This is a genomic window from Sphingomonas hylomeconis, assembly GCF_025370105.1.
Lineage (GTDB): Bacteria > Pseudomonadota > Alphaproteobacteria > Sphingomonadales > Sphingomonadaceae > Sphingomonas > Sphingomonas hylomeconis.
In genome coordinates, this window is record NZ_JANQBK010000001.1 from 479,731 (window position 1) to 495,749 (window position 16,019).

14 protein-coding genes are annotated in these 16,019 nt (G+C 66.3%); 6 read left to right on the top strand and 8 right to left on the bottom strand.

All coding sequences use genetic code 11. From position 1 onward, the window contains the following. Positions 1-9: 9 nt before the first annotated feature. The 6 genes from NV401_RS02375 to NV401_RS02400 form a co-directional block, all read right to left on the bottom strand. The gene (locus tag NV401_RS02375) at positions 10-1,542 is read right to left on the bottom strand and encodes a CpaF family protein (RefSeq protein ID WP_261292765.1); all 1,533 of its coding nucleotides are present in this window, start codon (positions 1,540-1,542) and stop codon (positions 10-12) included. A 136-nt stretch (positions 1,543-1,678) separates the two neighbouring features. After that, positions 1,679-1,930: an ATP synthase F1 subunit epsilon gene (locus NV401_RS02380; RefSeq protein WP_261292766.1), complete on the bottom strand. Its 252-nt coding sequence runs from the start codon at positions 1,928-1,930 to the stop codon at positions 1,679-1,681. Positions 1,931-2,046: 116 nt separating this feature from the next. Continuing rightward, complete coding sequence (gene atpD / locus NV401_RS02385; RefSeq protein WP_261292767.1) at positions 2,047-3,522, bottom strand: F0F1 ATP synthase subunit beta; 1,476 nt, start codon at positions 3,520-3,522, stop codon at positions 2,047-2,049. Positions 3,523-3,543: 21 nt separating this feature from the next. Further along, positions 3,544-4,425, bottom strand: coding sequence for a F0F1 ATP synthase subunit gamma (locus tag NV401_RS02390; RefSeq protein ID WP_261292768.1), 882 nt, complete (start codon positions 4,423-4,425; stop codon positions 3,544-3,546). 109 nt (positions 4,426-4,534) lie between these two features. Continuing rightward, the gene (gene atpA, locus NV401_RS02395; RefSeq protein ID WP_261292769.1) at positions 4,535-6,064 is read right to left on the bottom strand and encodes a F0F1 ATP synthase subunit alpha; all 1,530 of its coding nucleotides are present in this window, start codon (positions 6,062-6,064) and stop codon (positions 4,535-4,537) included. A 3-nt stretch (positions 6,065-6,067) separates the two neighbouring features. Next, positions 6,068-6,622: a F0F1 ATP synthase subunit delta gene (locus tag NV401_RS02400; protein ID WP_261292770.1), complete on the bottom strand. Its 555-nt coding sequence runs from the start codon at positions 6,620-6,622 to the stop codon at positions 6,068-6,070. Positions 6,623-6,938: 316 nt separating this feature from the next. Between NV401_RS02400 and NV401_RS02405 the strand changes: the two genes are divergently transcribed. From NV401_RS02405 to NV401_RS02425, 5 genes are all read left to right on the top strand, one after another. Beyond that, complete coding sequence (locus tag NV401_RS02405; protein ID WP_261292771.1) at positions 6,939-7,370, top strand: MarR family winged helix-turn-helix transcriptional regulator; 432 nt, start codon at positions 6,939-6,941, stop codon at positions 7,368-7,370. A 33-nt stretch (positions 7,371-7,403) separates the two neighbouring features. Continuing rightward, positions 7,404-8,078 carry a dienelactone hydrolase family protein gene (locus tag NV401_RS02410; protein ID WP_261292772.1) on the top strand — a complete coding sequence of 225 codons (675 nt, stop codon included), beginning with the start codon at positions 7,404-7,406 and terminating at the stop codon, positions 8,076-8,078. A 57-nt stretch (positions 8,079-8,135) separates the two neighbouring features. Beyond that, complete coding sequence (locus NV401_RS02415; protein WP_261292773.1) at positions 8,136-9,626, top strand: tetratricopeptide repeat protein; 1,491 nt, start codon at positions 8,136-8,138, stop codon at positions 9,624-9,626. A 64-nt stretch (positions 9,627-9,690) separates the two neighbouring features. Beyond that, positions 9,691-10,725 (top strand): bifunctional DNA-binding transcriptional regulator/O6-methylguanine-DNA methyltransferase Ada, encoded by a 1,035-nt coding sequence (ada, locus tag NV401_RS02420; protein WP_261292774.1) that lies wholly within the window; start codon positions 9,691-9,693, stop codon positions 10,723-10,725. A 128-nt stretch (positions 10,726-10,853) separates the two neighbouring features. Then, positions 10,854-11,753, top strand: coding sequence for a CPBP family intramembrane glutamic endopeptidase (locus NV401_RS02425; RefSeq protein WP_261292775.1), 900 nt, complete (start codon positions 10,854-10,856; stop codon positions 11,751-11,753). Here NV401_RS02425 and NV401_RS02430 read toward each other — a convergent pair. Further along, positions 11,729-13,240, bottom strand: a complete 1,512-nt coding sequence (locus NV401_RS02430) for a trypsin-like peptidase domain-containing protein (RefSeq protein WP_261292776.1) — start codon at positions 13,238-13,240, stop codon at positions 11,729-11,731. The two genes, NV401_RS02425 and NV401_RS02430, sit on opposite strands and share 25 nt — an antisense overlap. A 48-nt stretch (positions 13,241-13,288) precedes the next feature. Continuing rightward, on the bottom strand, positions 13,289-15,460 hold the full coding sequence (locus NV401_RS02435; RefSeq protein WP_261292777.1) for a primosomal protein N': 2,172 nt from the start codon (positions 15,458-15,460) through the stop codon (positions 13,289-13,291). A 59-nt stretch (positions 15,461-15,519) separates the two neighbouring features. Here NV401_RS02435 and NV401_RS02440 point away from each other — a divergent pair, with 59 nt between their 5' ends. After that, the gene (locus tag NV401_RS02440) at positions 15,520-15,996 is read left to right on the top strand and encodes a hypothetical protein (protein WP_261292778.1); all 477 of its coding nucleotides are present in this window, start codon (positions 15,520-15,522) and stop codon (positions 15,994-15,996) included. The last annotated feature ends 23 nt before the right edge of the window (positions 15,997-16,019 follow it).

Sequence of the window (16,019 nt, forward strand, 5' to 3'; positions counted from 1 at the left end):
CGTTACCGACTACAGACAGGCCTCTAGAAACGCGTGATCGAAGCCGAACTGGCGGGCTTTCTCCAGCGTATACGGCCGCAGTCCCATCGCGCGATACTCACCGATGATCTTGCCGTCGGCACTTTCGTCGAGATATTCGAACTTGAACAGTTCCTGCGTGACGATCACCGGGCCTTCCATGCCAATCACTTCCGTGACGTTGGTCACGCGGCGCGAGCCGTCGCGCAAGCGCTTGACCTGGATGATCAGCTCGACCGAGTCGGCGATCTGGCGGCTGATCGCCTCCTTGGGAACCTTGATGTCCGACATCATCACCATGTTCTCCATACGCGCGAGCGCCTCGCGCGGGGAGTTGGCGTGGAGCGTACACATCGAGCCGTCGTGACCGGTGTTCATCGCAGCGAGCATGTCGAAACATTCGGACCCACGAATTTCGCCCAGGATGATGCGATCCGGGCGCATACGCAGCGCGTTCTTGACGAGATCGCGGATGCTGATTTCGCCCTGGCCTTCGAGATTGGCGGGGCGGGTTTCGAGCGGGAGCCAGTGCGGCTGCTGCAGGCGAAGTTCGGCGGCGTCCTCGATCGTCAGCACGCGTTCGCCCGGATCGATCATTTTCGACAGCGCGTTGAGCATCGTCGTCTTGCCCGACCCGGTACCGCCCGAAATGACGATGTTGAAGCGGCTGGCACCGGCGATCTTGAGCGCTGTCGCCATCTTCGGGCTCATCGAACCGAACCCCGCCATCATGTCGAGCGTGATCGGCTTGTCGGAGAATTTACGAATCGAGATGGCGGTGCCGCGCAGGCTGAGCGGCGGCACGATGACGTTGACGCGGCTGCCGTCCTTCAGGCGGGCATCGGCGAGCGGCGTGGTCTGATCGACGCGGCGGCCGACCGAGTTGCAGATGCGCTGCGCGATCTGGAACAGATGCTCCTCGTCGCGGAACTGGATGTTGGCGAGGACCAACTGGCCCTTGCGCTCGACATAGGTCTGATCGGGGCCGTTGACCATGATGTCGGTGATCGACGGATCGGCGAGCAGCTCTTCGAGCGGCCCCAAGCCGAGCAGTTCGTCGACCAGCACCTTTTCCAGCGCGAACTGTTCGCGGCGGTTGAGCGTGAGTTTCAGCTCGGCAAGCACCTCGCCGATGATCGGGCGGAATTCCTCGGCCAACTCGTCCTTGTCGAGCGTCGCGGCCGCCTCGGGGTCGACGCGTTCGAGCAGGCGCGGCAGCACCTGTTCCTTGATCTTGTGGATCGAGGTCTCGAACCCCTCCACCCGGCTGTTGCCGGCATCGCCCGACGTTGCCTGCCGGTCGGCGAGACGCTGCAATGCATCCTGATTGGCGCCGGGCATGGTGCCGGTCTGCGCTGTGCTGTCGAGCGCGGTGGTTTCGCCGGGCAAGGGCAAGGGCGGGAACTGCTCGCCGCCGGATTCGCTCTCGACCGGGCGCGCCGCACCGCCTTGCATCGGTCGCGCAACGCCGAACGCGGGACGGGTGCCCGATGTCGTTCCCGGGCGACGCCCAAATGCACTCATGCCACTCTATCCCTCATGCTCAGGCGGAGGGATAACGGCCAAGGTTTGACAATTAACTAACCAAGTCCGCGCCGTGGCGGGAAATAGTTGCGCGCGATACTGCGTCCGCGGTGAACGCCGCCGGAAATGCGCTAGCTCAGGTGACGCTCTCGGCAAGAACGGTCAGGCCGGTTTCGCTGACCTCGGCAAAGCCGCCGACGATCGCGATCGTCTCGGGCTCGCCCTTTTCGGTACGATAGATCGCCAGCGCGCCATCGCGGATCGTCGACATCAAGGGCGCATGGCCCTCAAGCACGCCGAAATCGCCCTCGCTGCCGGGGACGACGACCATGTACACGTCCTCGCTGCGGACGAGCTTTTCGGGCGTGACGAGTTCGAAGTGGAGCATTTCATGTCTCACTCCCCTCCCGCTTGCGGGAGGGGCTGGGGGAGGGCCTGTGGGGGAGGGCCGTCGTTGGACAGGCCTTCCCCCAACCCCTCCCGCAAGCGGGAGGGGACTTTAGCTTACGCTTCCTGCGCCATCTTTTCGGCCTTGGCGACGACTTCGTCGATGCCGCCGACCATGTAGAAAGCGCTCTCGGGCAGGTGATCATATTCGCCGTCGACGACCGCCTTGAACGAGCGGACCGTGTCCTCGACCTGGACGAACTTGCCGCTGATGCCGGTGAAGACCTCGGCGACGTGGAACGGCTGCGACAGGAAACGCTGGATCTTGCGCGCGCGGCTGACGACCTGCTTATCTTCTTCGCTCAGTTCGTCCATGCCGAGAATGGCGATGATGTCCTGCAGCGACTTGTACTTCTGCAGCGTCTCCTGGACCCGGCGGGCGGTGTCGTAATGCTCCTGGCCGACGATCGCCGGGGTCAGCACGCGCGACGTCGAATCGAGCGGATCGACCGCCGGGTAAATGCCCAGCTCGGAGATCGCGCGGTTGAGGTTGGTCGTCGCGTCCAAATGCGCGAACGAGGTCGCCGGTGCCGGATCGGTAAGATCGTCTGCCGGAACGTAGATCGCCTGCACCGAGGTGATCGAACCCTTGTTGGTCGAGGTGATGCGCTCCTGCAGTGCGCCCATGTCGGTCGACAGCGTCGGCTGATAGCCCACGGCCGACGGAATACGACCGAGCAGTGCCGACACTTCCGAACCCGCCTGGGTGAAGCGGAAGATGTTGTCGACGAAGAACAGCACGTCCTGGCCTTCGACGTCGCGGAAATATTCGGCGATCGTCAGGCCCGAGAGCGCGACGCGGGCACGCGCGCCGGGGGGCTCGTTCATCTGGCCGAACACGAGAGCGACCTTCGAGCCCTCGGGCGTCGGGTTGCCGTCGGCATCCTTGGCGATGACGCCTGCATCGAGGAATTCGTGGTACAGATCGTTACCCTCGCGGGTGCGCTCGCCGACGCCGGCGAACACCGAGGTGCCGCCATGGCCCTTGGCGATGTTGTTGATCAGTTCCTGGATCAGCACGGTCTTGCCCACGCCGGCACCGCCGAACAGGCCGATCTTGCCGCCCTTGGCGTAGGGCGCGAGCAGATCGATGACCTTGATGCCGGTGACGAGAATGGCGCTCTCGGTCGACTGGTCGACGAAGAGCGGCGCCTGCGCGTGGATCGGCATCGTATCGGCATGGCCGATCGGTCCGCGCTCGTCGATCGGCTCGCCGATTACGTTCATGATGCGGCCGAGCGTCATCGGGCCGACCGGCACGCGGATCTGTGAGCCGGTGTCGGTGACGGTCTGGCCGCGGGTCAGGCCATCGGTTGCGTCCATCGCGATCGTGCGAACCGTGTTCTCGCCGAGGTGCTGAGCAACCTCGAGCACCAGGCGATTGCCGTTGTTGTCGGTTTCCAGCGCGGCGAGAATCGCCGGCAGTTCACCCTGGTTGAACGTCACGTCGACGACGGCGCCGATGACCTGGCTGATGCGACCGACGTGGTTGGTCGTCGCGGTGGGGGCGAGAGTGTCTGCGGCGGTTGCCATGTTGTGCTTCCTTGCTTCGAACTACTTGAGCGCTTCGGCGCCGGAGATGATTTCCACCAGTTCGGTCGTGATCGCGGCCTGGCGGGCGCGGTTGTATTGAATGCTGAGACGCTTGATCATGTCGCCGGCATTGCGCGTGGCGTTGTCCATCGCGGTCATGCGGCTGCCCTGTTCCGAGGCGGCGTTTTCGAGCAAGGCGCGGAAGATCTGGATCGCGATGTTGCGCGGCAGCAGATCGGCGAGGATCGATTCCTCGTCGGGCTCGTAGATCACCGCGGCGTCGGACGCGGTTGCCGTGGCCGATGCGGCGGGCAGGGCGACCGGGATGATCTGGCGGCCGGTAGCCTCCTGCACCAGTGCCGACTGGAAGCGGGCATAGAACAGGTGGGCGATGTCGAATTCGCCGGCTTCGAAGCGCGCGGCCACGTCGTCGGCGATCTCGCGGGCGTCGCTGAAGGCGAGCTTCTTGATCTGGCTCATCTCATGGTCGTGCGCGATCTGCGTCGGGAAGAAGCGGCGCAGCACGCGTCCCTTCTTGCCGGCGATGTAGAACTTGACCGTCTTGCCCGCGGCTTCAAGCTCCTGCGCCTTCTTGCGCGCGGCACGAACGATGTTCGAGTTGAACGCCCCGGCGAGGCCACGCTCGGACGTCGCGACGATGAGCAGATGGACCTGATCGCTGCCGGTGCCGGCAAGCAACTTAGGCGAGCCTTCGCTGACGCCGACCTTCGACGCCAGGCTGGCCATCACGGCTTCCAGACGCTCGGCATAGGGACGACCGGCGACGGCCGCTTCCTGCGCCCGGCGCAGCTTCGCGGCGGCGACCATCTTCATCGCCTTGGTGATCTTCTGCGTCGACTTCACCGAGCCGATGCGGACCTTTAGGGCCTTCAAACTAGCCATCTATAATCCTCTTTCGTCATGCCGGACTTGATCCGGCATCCCGCTGCTTCTTTTCCTGCCGTCCAAGAAGCAGCGGGACCCCGGCTCAGGGCCGGGGTGACGGGTGTGTTCAGGCGAAGGTCTTGGCGAATGCGTCGAGCGCCGACTTCAGCCCCGACTTGGCCTCGTCGCCCAGATCGCGCGTATCGCGGATCTTGGCCAGCACCTGCGGGTGATTGGCGCGCAGATCGGCGAGCATCGCCTGCTCGTAGCGCACCACCGCATCGACCGGCACCGTATCGAGATAGCCATTGGTGCCGGCGAAGATCGACGCGGTCTGCTCCTCGAACGGCATCGGCGCGAACTGCGCCTGCTTGAGCAGTTCGGTCAGGCGCGCGCCGCGGTTGAGCAGCTTCTGCGTGCTGGCGTCGAGATCCGAGCCGAACTGCGCGAACGCAGCCATTTCACGATACTGGGCGAGCTCGAGCTTGATCGAGCCCGACACCTTCTTCATCGCCTTGGTCTGCGCGGCCGAGCCGACGCGGCTGACCGACAGGCCGACGTTGATCGCCGGGCGGATGCCGGCGAAGAACAGATCGGTTTCGAGGAAGATCTGGCCGTCGGTGATCGAGATCACGTTGGTCGGGATGTAGGCCGAGACGTCGCCGGCCTGGGTTTCGATGATCGGCAGTGCCGTCAGCGAACCGCCGCCATTCTCGTCGTTCATCTTGGCCGCACGCTCGAGCAGGCGGCTGTGCAGATAGAAAACGTCGCCGGGATAGGCTTCGCGGCCCGGCGGGCGGCGCAGCAGCAGCGACATCTGGCGATAGGCGACCGCCTGCTTCGACAGATCGTCATAGACGATCAGCGCGTGCATGCCGTTGTCGCGGAAATATTCGCCCATTGCCGCACCGGTATAGGGGGCAAGGAACTGCATCGGCGCCGGCTCGGACGCGGTGGCGGCGATGACGATGGAATATTCCATCGCGCCATTCTCTTCGAGCGTCTTGACGATCTGCGCGACGGTCGAGCGCTTCTGGCCGACTGCGACATAGATGCAGTACAGTTTCTGCTTCTCGTCGGTGCCGGCATGTGCCGCCTTCTGGTTGATGAAGGCGTCGATCGCGACGGCCGACTTGCCGGTCTGGCGATCGCCGATGATCAGCTCGCGCTGGCCGCGGCCGACGGGAACGAGCGCGTCGATCGCCTTGAGGCCGGTCTGGACGGGCTCGCTGACCGAGGTGCGCGGGATGATGCCCGGCGCCTTGCGCTCGACGCGGCTGCGCTCGTCGGAAACGATCGGGCCCTTGCCGTCGATCGGATTGCCGAGGCCATCGACCACGCGGCCGAGCAGGCCCTTACCGACGGGGACGTCGACGATCGTGCCGGTGCGCTTGACGACGTCACCTTCCTTGATCTCCGAATCCGAGCCGAAGATCACGACGCCGACATTGTCGGCCTCGAGGTTGAGCGCCATGCCCTGCACGCCATTGGCGAATTCGACCATCTCGCCGGCCTGGACATTGTCCAGCCCGTGGATGCGCGCGATGCCGTCGCCGACCGACAGCACCTGGCCGGTTTCGGAGACTTGCGCCTCGGTACCGAACGAAGCGATCTGGTCCTTGATGACCTTCGAGATTTCAGCGGCGCGGATGTCCATGGGTTAGCCTTTCATCGCATGCGCGAGGGTATTGAGACGGGTTTTGATCGAGCTGTCGATCATCTGCGAACCGATCTTGACGACCAGCCCGCCAAGCAGGGAAGGATCGACCGACAGGTCGACGGCAACGTCACGGCCGACCCGGGCGCGCAGCTGATCCTTCAGCGCATCGACCTGGGTCTCGGAAAGCGGGTGGGCCGACACGACTTCCGCCGTGGTCTCGCCGCGATGATCGGCGGCGAGGCTGCGGAACGCGCGGATCACGGCGGGGAGCTGCGCGAGGCGGCGGTTCTGCGCGAGCACGCCGAGGAACTTCTCGGTCGTCGCGTCGATATCGATCAGCTCGGCCGATGCGGCGATCGCCTTGGCAGCGGCACCGCGCGATACGATCGGGCTGGCGATCAGCTCGGCGAATTCGGGCGACTGATCGATCGCGGCGCGGACGCGCGTGAGGCTCGCCTCGACCATGTCGATCGCCTTCGCATCGCGCGCGAGCTCGAACAACGCGGTGGCATAGCGGCCGCTTAAGCTTGCTTGAATACCGCCGGAATGCTCCACGCGATCGATTTCCTCAGATAGTCGGACAGATGGCCCCATGGGGAATGAGGGCACCGCAGACGGTGCCTTCGATGGGTTGGCCGGGCGGTTAGCATTGGGGCGGGGGGGATGCAAGAGGATGAACGAGGTTGGTTGACTAGGAAACATGTTTTGGGGGAGGGAGGGGTATGGTTTGTGCGAGCCGTCTCTGTTGCTGTCATTCCGGTCTTGGTCCGGGATCTAAAGTGCGGCAAGCGATGGGGGCAGTGGTTCGCGCATTGTGTTCGCGGCACGTTCAATCCCGGACCAAGTCCGGGATGACGGGGGGGCGGGGATAGTGCCGACCTCCGACGCCGAGCTCGCCGACCTGCTCCGTGCCGCCGCCAACAGCGCGCACCAGTCCCTGTCCCGCGCGCTGCTCGCGCACGGCGTGACCGCCGCGGAATGGAGCTTGCTGCGCGAGCTGCGCGCGGCCGGCGCGGTGCCGCAGACGCGGCTCGCCGAACGGCTCGGCATGACGCGCGGCGCGATTTCCAAGCTGGTCGATCGGCTGGTGGCCAAGCGGCTGCTGGTGCGCGGGCGGGGCGGTGGCGGGGATCGACGCGTCCAAATCATCGGACTGACCGGCACCGGCGTGCTGCTCGTGCCGGAACTGGAGCGGCTCGCGGTGGCGGCAGAAGCGGCTTTGTTCGCGGGACTGTCGCCACGCGAGCGCAGCACGTTCGATGGCGCCTTGCGCAGGGTTGCCGGTCGCCCGCCCGAAGGTTAGCGGAAGCGTGATCACCATAGGGGAGCCGAGACGATGGGCGCATTCGAACAGATGACGATGTCCGACGGGGCAGCGATCGCGGTCTATCATGCGCAGCCTGCGGGAGCGCGGCGCGGCGGGCTGGTGCTGGTGCAGGAGATTTTCGGCGTCACCGGTCACATTCGCGACCTCGCCGAGGAATATGCCGCGGACGGGTACGAGGTGCTGGCGCCGGCGCTGTTCGATCGCGAGCATCCGGGGTTCGAAGCGGGCTATGACGCCGACGGTCTGGCGCGCGGCGTCGAACTGGCGCGGCAGGTGCACCCGTTCGATCTCAGCCTGGCCGACGTGCAGACCTGCGTCGACGCGCTGAAGGCTGAAGGGCCGGTGTTCGTCGTCGGCTATTGCTATGGTGGCTCGGTCGCCTGGTTCGCGGCGACGCGGATGACCGGCGTGGCGGCGGCGAGCGGCTATTATGGCAGCATGGTCCCCGCCGCGGCGGACGAAGTGCCCAAGGTACCGGTGATCCTGCATTTCGGACGGCACGATCACGGCATCCCGATGGAGGGGGTGGAGAAGGTGATCGCGGCGGATCATCCGAAGGCCACGGTCTATGTCTACGAGGCGGGCCACGGCTTCAATTCGGACCGGCGCAAGGATTATCACGAGGCGAGCAGCGAGCTTGCCAAGCAGCGGACTTTAGAGTTGTTTGAGGCGCTTGGGGGCTGATCAATGCCGCCTACATAGTGGGGGCACGGCATGATCGGACGGCGATGGATACGATATTTGATTGGCGCGACAGCACTGGCGGCTATGCCCGGCGGTGTTGGGGCCAGCGACGGTGCGAAAAAGGCGGATAGAAAGCAGGAAGCCGCACTCGCCAAGCTGCAAGCGGCGGCAAGCGCGGCCGAGGCGGGAGATTGCCGCAAAACGGCCAAGCTGGCGGGAGAAGTCATCGACAAGGACGCTTCGGTCTTACCGCCTAATCTGCGCGCCGCTGGGTACACGATGGCGGCATCGTGCGAAGTGGCATTGGGGGATCAGGCCAACGCCTATCGCCACGCTGTGTCGGGAACCGCGCTGATCGAGAGTCCGGATGAACTGTGGCACCTGCGCCTCAGCTTCGAGCTGGAGGGCCGGCGCTACGGCGATGCCGTCACCACCGTGGAAGTGATGATGCAGGGCAGGGGGGCGGCGCTCAATTCGGTGCCCGAGCAATGGTTTTATCAAATGGACAATGCGCTCAAGGCGGACGGGCCAAAGCCGTTGCGCCGGCGATTGCTTGCCGTCTTGGCGAGCGGCAGCTATATTCCCGATACGCCTGCTGCTTCGGTCGATCCGTTCCGCATCCGGTATGCCCGATTGCTCGACGAAGCAGGCGACGCCGCGGCGGCCAAGCACACGATCGAACAGATCGAAGACCCGAGCACGTTGCTGGATGCCAGCCTCGATCCGCGTCTCCGGAAATTTGTGCCTGCCGATCTCGATCTGCGCCGCCAAGTGGAGCTTAAGTTGGCAGAGTTGAGGACCGTGATGCAGCTCCGATCCGAATTCCTTGGGCCGTTAATCTATGCGGCGACCTATTTGCGTGTTTTAGGCAGACCGGCTGAAGCGCTTGCGCTGCTCGATTCCGTGAAAAGCAAGACGGCCGATCCCAAGGCGTTCATCGATCGTGACAAACAATTGCCCTGGTGGTGGGACGCCCGCGCGCGCGCCTACACTATGCTGGGCCGCTACGATGATGAAGTGGCGGCCTATCGCTCGGGCGCTGGCGTAAACGAAAATGGTGGCGTGAATGTCAGCCAGACGGTCAACCTGGCACAAACGCAGGTGGAGATAGGGCGACCGGCCGACGCACTCGATACACTGAAGGTATTCGATGACGCCGCGCCGAATGCGAGTCCGTTCGGCATCATGCAGATCCGCTTCACCAGGGCGTGTGCGCGGATGTTGCTTGGCAAGCTGGCCGAGGCGGATCAGGACGTGCAGTTCGTGCGCGATCACGAAAAGGATGCGCCGCAGACGGTGACGGAAACGCTGTTGTGCATCGGCGATCTTGACGGAGCGGCTGCGTCGCTTGTCCGGCATCTGGATGACCCAGAAGAACGCGCCAGTGCGTTGAGGTACGTGAGCGAGTTCGATGTTCCCCCGGTTACGCCGCCGCCAAGCCCGATTGTCGTGAATTTGCCGAAGATAAAGGCCCGTGCAGACGTGAAGGCTGCGATCGTGCGTGCGGGCGGCGCACGGCAATTCAACATCCAGCAGGTCTCATTCTGACGTCTGGCGCTTTGGCGGCAAGGCACGGGATGTGCGGGATGCACCGAACGCCTATGTTCAGCGCATGACCCAGCCCCTTATCGATCCCGACACCGCCTGGGCGGCGTTCGCCGCGCGCGATCGGGCATATGATGGCCGGCTGGTAATCGCGGTGAAGACCACCGGCATCTACTGCAAGCCGAGCTGCGCGGCGCGGCATCCGCGGCGCGAGAATGTCGAGTTCCATGCCGATGCGACGTCGGCACGGGCGGCGGGCTTTCGCGCATGCCTGCGGTGCCTGCCGGACGATATCGGGCGCGATCGGATCGCGGTGGCGCGCGCGGTCGCCCTGCTCGAATCGGCCGAGGAGATGATCGGGCTGGAGGCGCTGGCCGCCGATGTCGGCTATGCGCCGCATCATTTCCATCGGCTGTTCAAGCGCGCGACCGGGGTGACGCCGGCGGCCTATGCACGCGGGCTGAAGGCGCGGGCGGCGGCGGCGGCGTTGACCGCGGAGATCAGCGTGACGGCGGCGATCTACGAAGCGGGCTATTCTGCGCCGAGCCGCTTCTATGCCGATGCCGCGCCGCGGCTGGGGATGACGCCCTCGGCCTGGCAGCGCGGCGGGGCGGGGGTGACGATCCGCTGGACGCTGGCGGATACCAGCCTGGGGCCGATGCTGGTCGCGGCGACCGACAAGGGGCTGTGCCGGATTTCGTTCGACGAGGACGAGCATGCCTTGGCGCTGCGGTTTCCGAAGGCGGAGATCGTGCGAGGCGGCGCGGCGCTGGCGGATCTGGCGGCGGACGTGGTGGCCAGCGTCGAATCCCCCCAGCGTGATCTCGATCTGCCACTCGACGTGCGGGGCACGGCGTTTCAGGAGGCGGTTTGGCAGGCACTGAGGCGCATCCCGATCGGGGAGACATTGTCCTATGCCGAACTGGCGGCGGCGGCGGGGGCGCCCGGCGCGGTGCGCGCGGCGGGAACGGCGTGTGGGGCGAATCCGGTGGCAGTTGCGGTGCCGTGCCACCGCGTGCAGCGCGCGGACGGCGCGATCGGCGGCTATGCCTATGGCGCGGATCGCAAGGCGGTTCTGCTAAAGCGCGAGGGCGTCGAGTAGCGCTGCGCTTCCCCGGTAAATCGTGTCGCGATTGGCCCGGCGTCCGCCGAGGAAGGAATAAGCTATAGACTGTGGCCGGTTCTCTTTATCGGCAATGCAGCTAAGACCCCGCGTCAAAGGGGATCCCGATGCTACCGTCCGAACCGACCACGCCGCCGAACAGCCTCGTCTGGCGCATCATCCATTTTCCGCTCGTGCTGCTGGCGCTCGGCATCGTGACGATCGCCGCGGCGGGCGCTCTTGCCAGCCTGATCCGCCCGTTCTTTCCGGTCGAGCGGACCGGGCCGCTGGCGATCCTCTTCTCGCTCATCGTCGCGGCCATTTTCATCGCGGCATACAGCCTGTTCGTGCGCTGGATCGAGCGTCGGCCGGTGGACGAGTTCGGCGCGAAGGGCTGGTCGCGGGAGCTTGGTGGCGGGCTGCTGGCAGGACTGATCCTGTTTTCGATCGTTATCGGCATCATCGCCGCCCTGGGCGGGTACCGCGTTATCGGCAGCAATCCGGCGACGGCGCTCTATCCGGCGATCGCCATCGCGATCACCTCCGGCGTGACCGAGGAAATCGTGCTGCGCGGCCTGTTCTTTCGGCTGATCGAGCGGCTGGCGGGCAGCTGGATCGCGCTGATCCTGTCGGCAGCGCTGTTCGGCGCGTTGCATCTCGGCAATGCGAATGCGACCTGGTTCGCCGGCCTGGCAATTGCGCTGGAGGCGGGCGTGATGCTGGCGGCGCTGTACATGCTGACGCGGCGGTTATGGGCGGCGATCGGGCTGCACGCCGCGTGGAACTTCACGCAGGGCGGGATCTACGGCGTGGCGGTGTCGGGGTTCGACATGGGCGGCCTGCCACGTGCCCGGATCTCCGGACCGGATCTGCTGACCGGCGGGGCGTTCGGGGCGGAGGCCTCATTGCCGGCGATCGTCGTGTGCACCGCGTTCGGCATCGTGCTTTTGATCGTCGCGCATCGCCGCGGCCGGTTCGTCGCGCCGCTATGGGTGCGGCGCCGTCAGGGCGCCGGCTTGCACGAATAGACGATCCGCTCGTTCGGCAGCGGCGGCAGCGTGGCGCGGATCGCCGCCTGCTGCGTCGAGAGATTGGCGCGGGCCGCGATGTCCGGCGAGCAGGCCTTGACGCTCACCTGGCTGCGAATCTTCCGCGCCGCGTCCATCTGCGCGGCGCCGAGCAGGTAGCGCGTGTTGGTGTAGCGCTTCGTCGCGGGATCGAATTGCAGCACCGAGACGGTCTGGTCCTCCGACGGCACCAGGATGCGATCCCATTTGCTGCCATTTTCCGCATATTGCGTACGACCGTTCATGCAGCCGCCCTGCTGCCAATCGAGCGCGACGTCGTCGAGCGACGAGACGGTGACGCGACTGCGCGCCGGGACGACGGTGCACACCAACTTGCCGAGCGCGGCATCGCTGTTGACCGTGGGCGCGATCGCCGGCGCGGCGGGGGGCAGGATCGGCTCGCCGCTGGGACGCGTGACGAACACGGCGAGCGCAGCGACGAAGGCCAGTGCGGCGCCGGCGGCCACCCAGATCGCCGGCTGGCGCTTCCCGCGGAGTTCCAGGAAGCCGGCGGCGCCGATCGCAAGCACCCCGGCCGCGAGCAGGACGGCGGCGAGCGCGATGATATTCTCGCGCGTGCGCTGTGCGTCGTCGCGCGCTTTCACCAAAGCGGCGGCGCGCGCTTCGGCGGCCTTGGTCGCGGCGTCGTTCTTGGCGCGCGTGGCATCGGCCGCGGCGAGCGCATCGGCATCGCTATCCTGGCGCAATTGTTCGGCTAGGCTGGTGCACGGCGTGCCGACCCCGGCAAACGGCTGCTTTGCAGCGTTGAGGAAGCGGATCAGTTCGACATCGGCGATGGCGAAACCGAAGCTGGTATCGCCGTCCTCGCCGCGGGTCAGCGCCGAATTGACGCCGATCACACGGCCGCACGGATCGAGCAGCGGGCCGCCGGAATTGCCGCGCGCAATGCCGGCGGTGTGCAACAGCACCTGCACGTCGGACATCACGCGCGCGCCGGAAAACACGCCTTCCGAGCGGATCGGGGAGAGCGGGCGGATATAGTCGGCGGAACTGCGCGCGGTGGCGAGATCGACGTTGCCGGGATAGCCCAGCGCCGTCACCGAGCCGCCTTCATCGACCGGGCCGGTGTACAGTGCCAATGTCGGCAGGCGCAGGCCCTGAAACTCGATCAACGCCAGATCGCGCGCCGTATCGATCGCGATCACCTTGCCCTGATAGGATTTGTCGCCTTCCGAAGGCACCACGCCGACCACGACGTTATCGGGATAGCGTGCGGCGAGCTCGACGACATGCGCGTTGGTGACGATGCGGTTGGGCGCGACAGCGAAGCCGCTGCCATGGCCGAACCCGACAACCTCGTTATCGACGACGGCGATCGTCACTACCCGGACCACGCCGCGCGCGGCGGCCGAAATATCGTCGGCGTGAGCTGGCGCGGCGATGCCGAGCAGGCAAGTGAGCAACAGGAGCAAGCGCGTGAGGGTCATGGCAGCGACTCTCTCAGCAAACGCCGTGCGCATCAAGGACGGCCGGGCTCAAACAAAGCTGTATGGGTCTATATCCACCGTGACGCGTACCTTGCTCGACCAGTCGAGCGCACCGAGCCAAGTGCGGATCACATCCTGCACGTCGAGCGCGCGGCGCGCGTGGACCAGTAGGCGGAAGCGGTGACGGCCGCGCAGCATGGCGAGCGGGGCGGGGGCGGGGCCGTAGGTTTCCATGCCGTCGACCTGCGGTGCGGTACGTCCGATCAATGTAGCGATCTCTTGCGCGGCGGCCTTATCCTCGCTCGACACGACGATGCCGGCGAAGCGCCCGAAGGGCGGCGCGCCGGCCTCGCGGCGGGAGTCGGTTTCGGCGGCGTAGAAGGCTTCTGCATCGCCGGTGATCAGCGCGCGCATCACCGGCGTGTCCGGGCTGTGGGTCTGGATATAAACGTGACCGGGCTTGGCACCGCGGCCGGCGCGGCCGGCGACTTGCATGATCTGCTGGAAGGTGCGCTCGCTCGCGCGCAGATCACCGCCATTGAGCCCAAGATCGGCGTCGATCACGCCGACCAGGGTGAGGTTGGGGAAGTGATAGCCTTTGGTCACGAGCTGCGTGCCGACGACGATGTCGATATCGTGCGCTTCCATCCGCGCGACGAACTCCGCCGCCTTGGCTGGTGACCAGATCGTGTCCGACGTGACCACCGCCGTTTTCGCTTCGGGGAATAGCGCCTTCACCTCATCTGCAATCCGCTCCACGCCGGGGCCGACCGCGACCAAGGTGTCCTCGTTGCCGCATTCGGGGCAGGCGCGCGGGGTGGGTTCGAGATGCCCGCAATGGTGGCACGTGATGCGCTGGATCAGCCGGTGCTCGACCATCCAGGCGGTACAGTTGGGGCATTGGAAGCGATGGCCGCAGGTGCGGCACAAGGTGAGCGGCGCATAGCCGCGGCGGTTGAGGAACAGCAGCACCTGCTCGCGGCGGGCGAGCGTTTCTTCCATCGCCTTGACCAGCGGCGGCGCGATCCACCGGCCGCGATCCGGCGGCGACTGGATGAGGTCGATCGGTTCGATCGCGGGCATTTCGGCGGCGCCCCAGCGGCCGGGCAGCTTGAGCTCGGCGTAACGGCCCAGCGCCACCTGCTGGCGCGTCTCGATCGCCGGCGTGGCGGACGCCAGAATGACCGGGCAGCCCTCGAACTTACCGCGCATCACGGCGACGTCGCGCGCGTGATAGTGGACGCCTTCCTCCTGCTTGAAGCTGGTCTCATGCGCTTCGTCGACGACGATCAGACCGAGGTTGGCGTAAGGCAGGAACAAGGCGGAGCGCGCGCCGACCGTGACCAGCGCCTGGCCGGTGGCGATGGCGCGCCAGGCGCGGCGGCGTTGCGAGCTGCGCAGACCCGAATGCCAGGCGATCGGCTCGCAGCCGAAGCGCGCCGTGAAGCGCTTGAGGAACGGCTCGGTCAGCGCGATTTCGGGCAGCAGCACCAGCGTCTGCCGGCCTTCGCGGATCGCCTCGGCGATCGCCTCGAAATAGACTTCGGTCTTGCCCGATCCGGTAACCCCATCGAGCAGCGTGGGGTGGAATTCGTGGGCCGCGACATTGGCAACGAGCGTGGCCGAGGCGGCGCGCTGGTCGGGCGACAGCGCGGGCTGGTGATGATCCGGATCGGGTAGCGGATAGGGGCTGTCGATATCGACCTGCAGCGCCTCCAGCGCGCCGACCTTGACCAGACCGCGGATCACCGCGTCGGACACGTCGGCGACCGTCGCCAGTTCGCGGATCAGCCCCTGGCGGTCGCCGATCCGCTCCAGCGCCTGCTCACGCTGTGGGGTCAGACGATCGGGCACCTCGCCGGTGGCGCGATATTCGGTAATCGTCTTGACGCCCTCGAGTGCGGAGGAGGACGGCATCGCCATGCGCACCACCGCGGCGGCAGGCGCGAGATAATAATCCGCCGTCCATTCGATGAGGCGGCGGAGCGGTTCGCCGAGCGGCGGCACGTCGACCACGCCGACCAGATTGCGCAGCCGATTGTCGCCGACCTCGGCGTCGGACGGCATGCGCTCGGGCTCCCACACCACGCCGAGCAATTGCCGGGGCCCCAGCGGCGCGATGACGATCGAGCCCGGCTGGACGCTCATGCCGTGCGGCACGCGGTAATCCAGCGGCCCGAGCGCGGAATTGAGGACGAGGACACGGGCGCGGGAGGACATGTGGGTGCATATGGCTTCGGGCGGCGCTAGAGGGAAGGGACGCTTTCCAGGAGATGCCCGTGCCGATGTTGCTGACCGCGTTGATCCTGGCCCAGTCGGCAATGCCGATGGCGCATGGCGCCCATGGGATTGAGACACCCGAGCCGGTGTGCGTGCGCGCAGGCGACCTGCCGCCCGCGTTTCGCGGCTGGAACATGATGCCGGGGACCGTGCTGCAACCGACCGTGCCGGTGATCGCGCGCGCGCGGCCGGCGGCGCGCACGCCATGGGCGGTGCGGCCGGCCAAGCCGGGGCCGGGCGCGGTGCTGCGTTTCTCGATCGCTCGTGCCGGCGTGTACCAGATCGGGCTGAGCAACGGCGCCTGGGTCGACGTGGTGCGCGGGCGGCGCGCGCTGGCACCGATCGCGCACGGCCACGGCCCGCTCTGCACCGGCCTGCGCAAGATCGTCGATTACCGGCTCGTACGCGGCAGTTATGCGCTGCAGCTGGCGGCAATGCCGGAACCGACCACGCGCGTGATGCTGGTACGCAGATAGCGTACCGCGCCCGATCCGCGGCG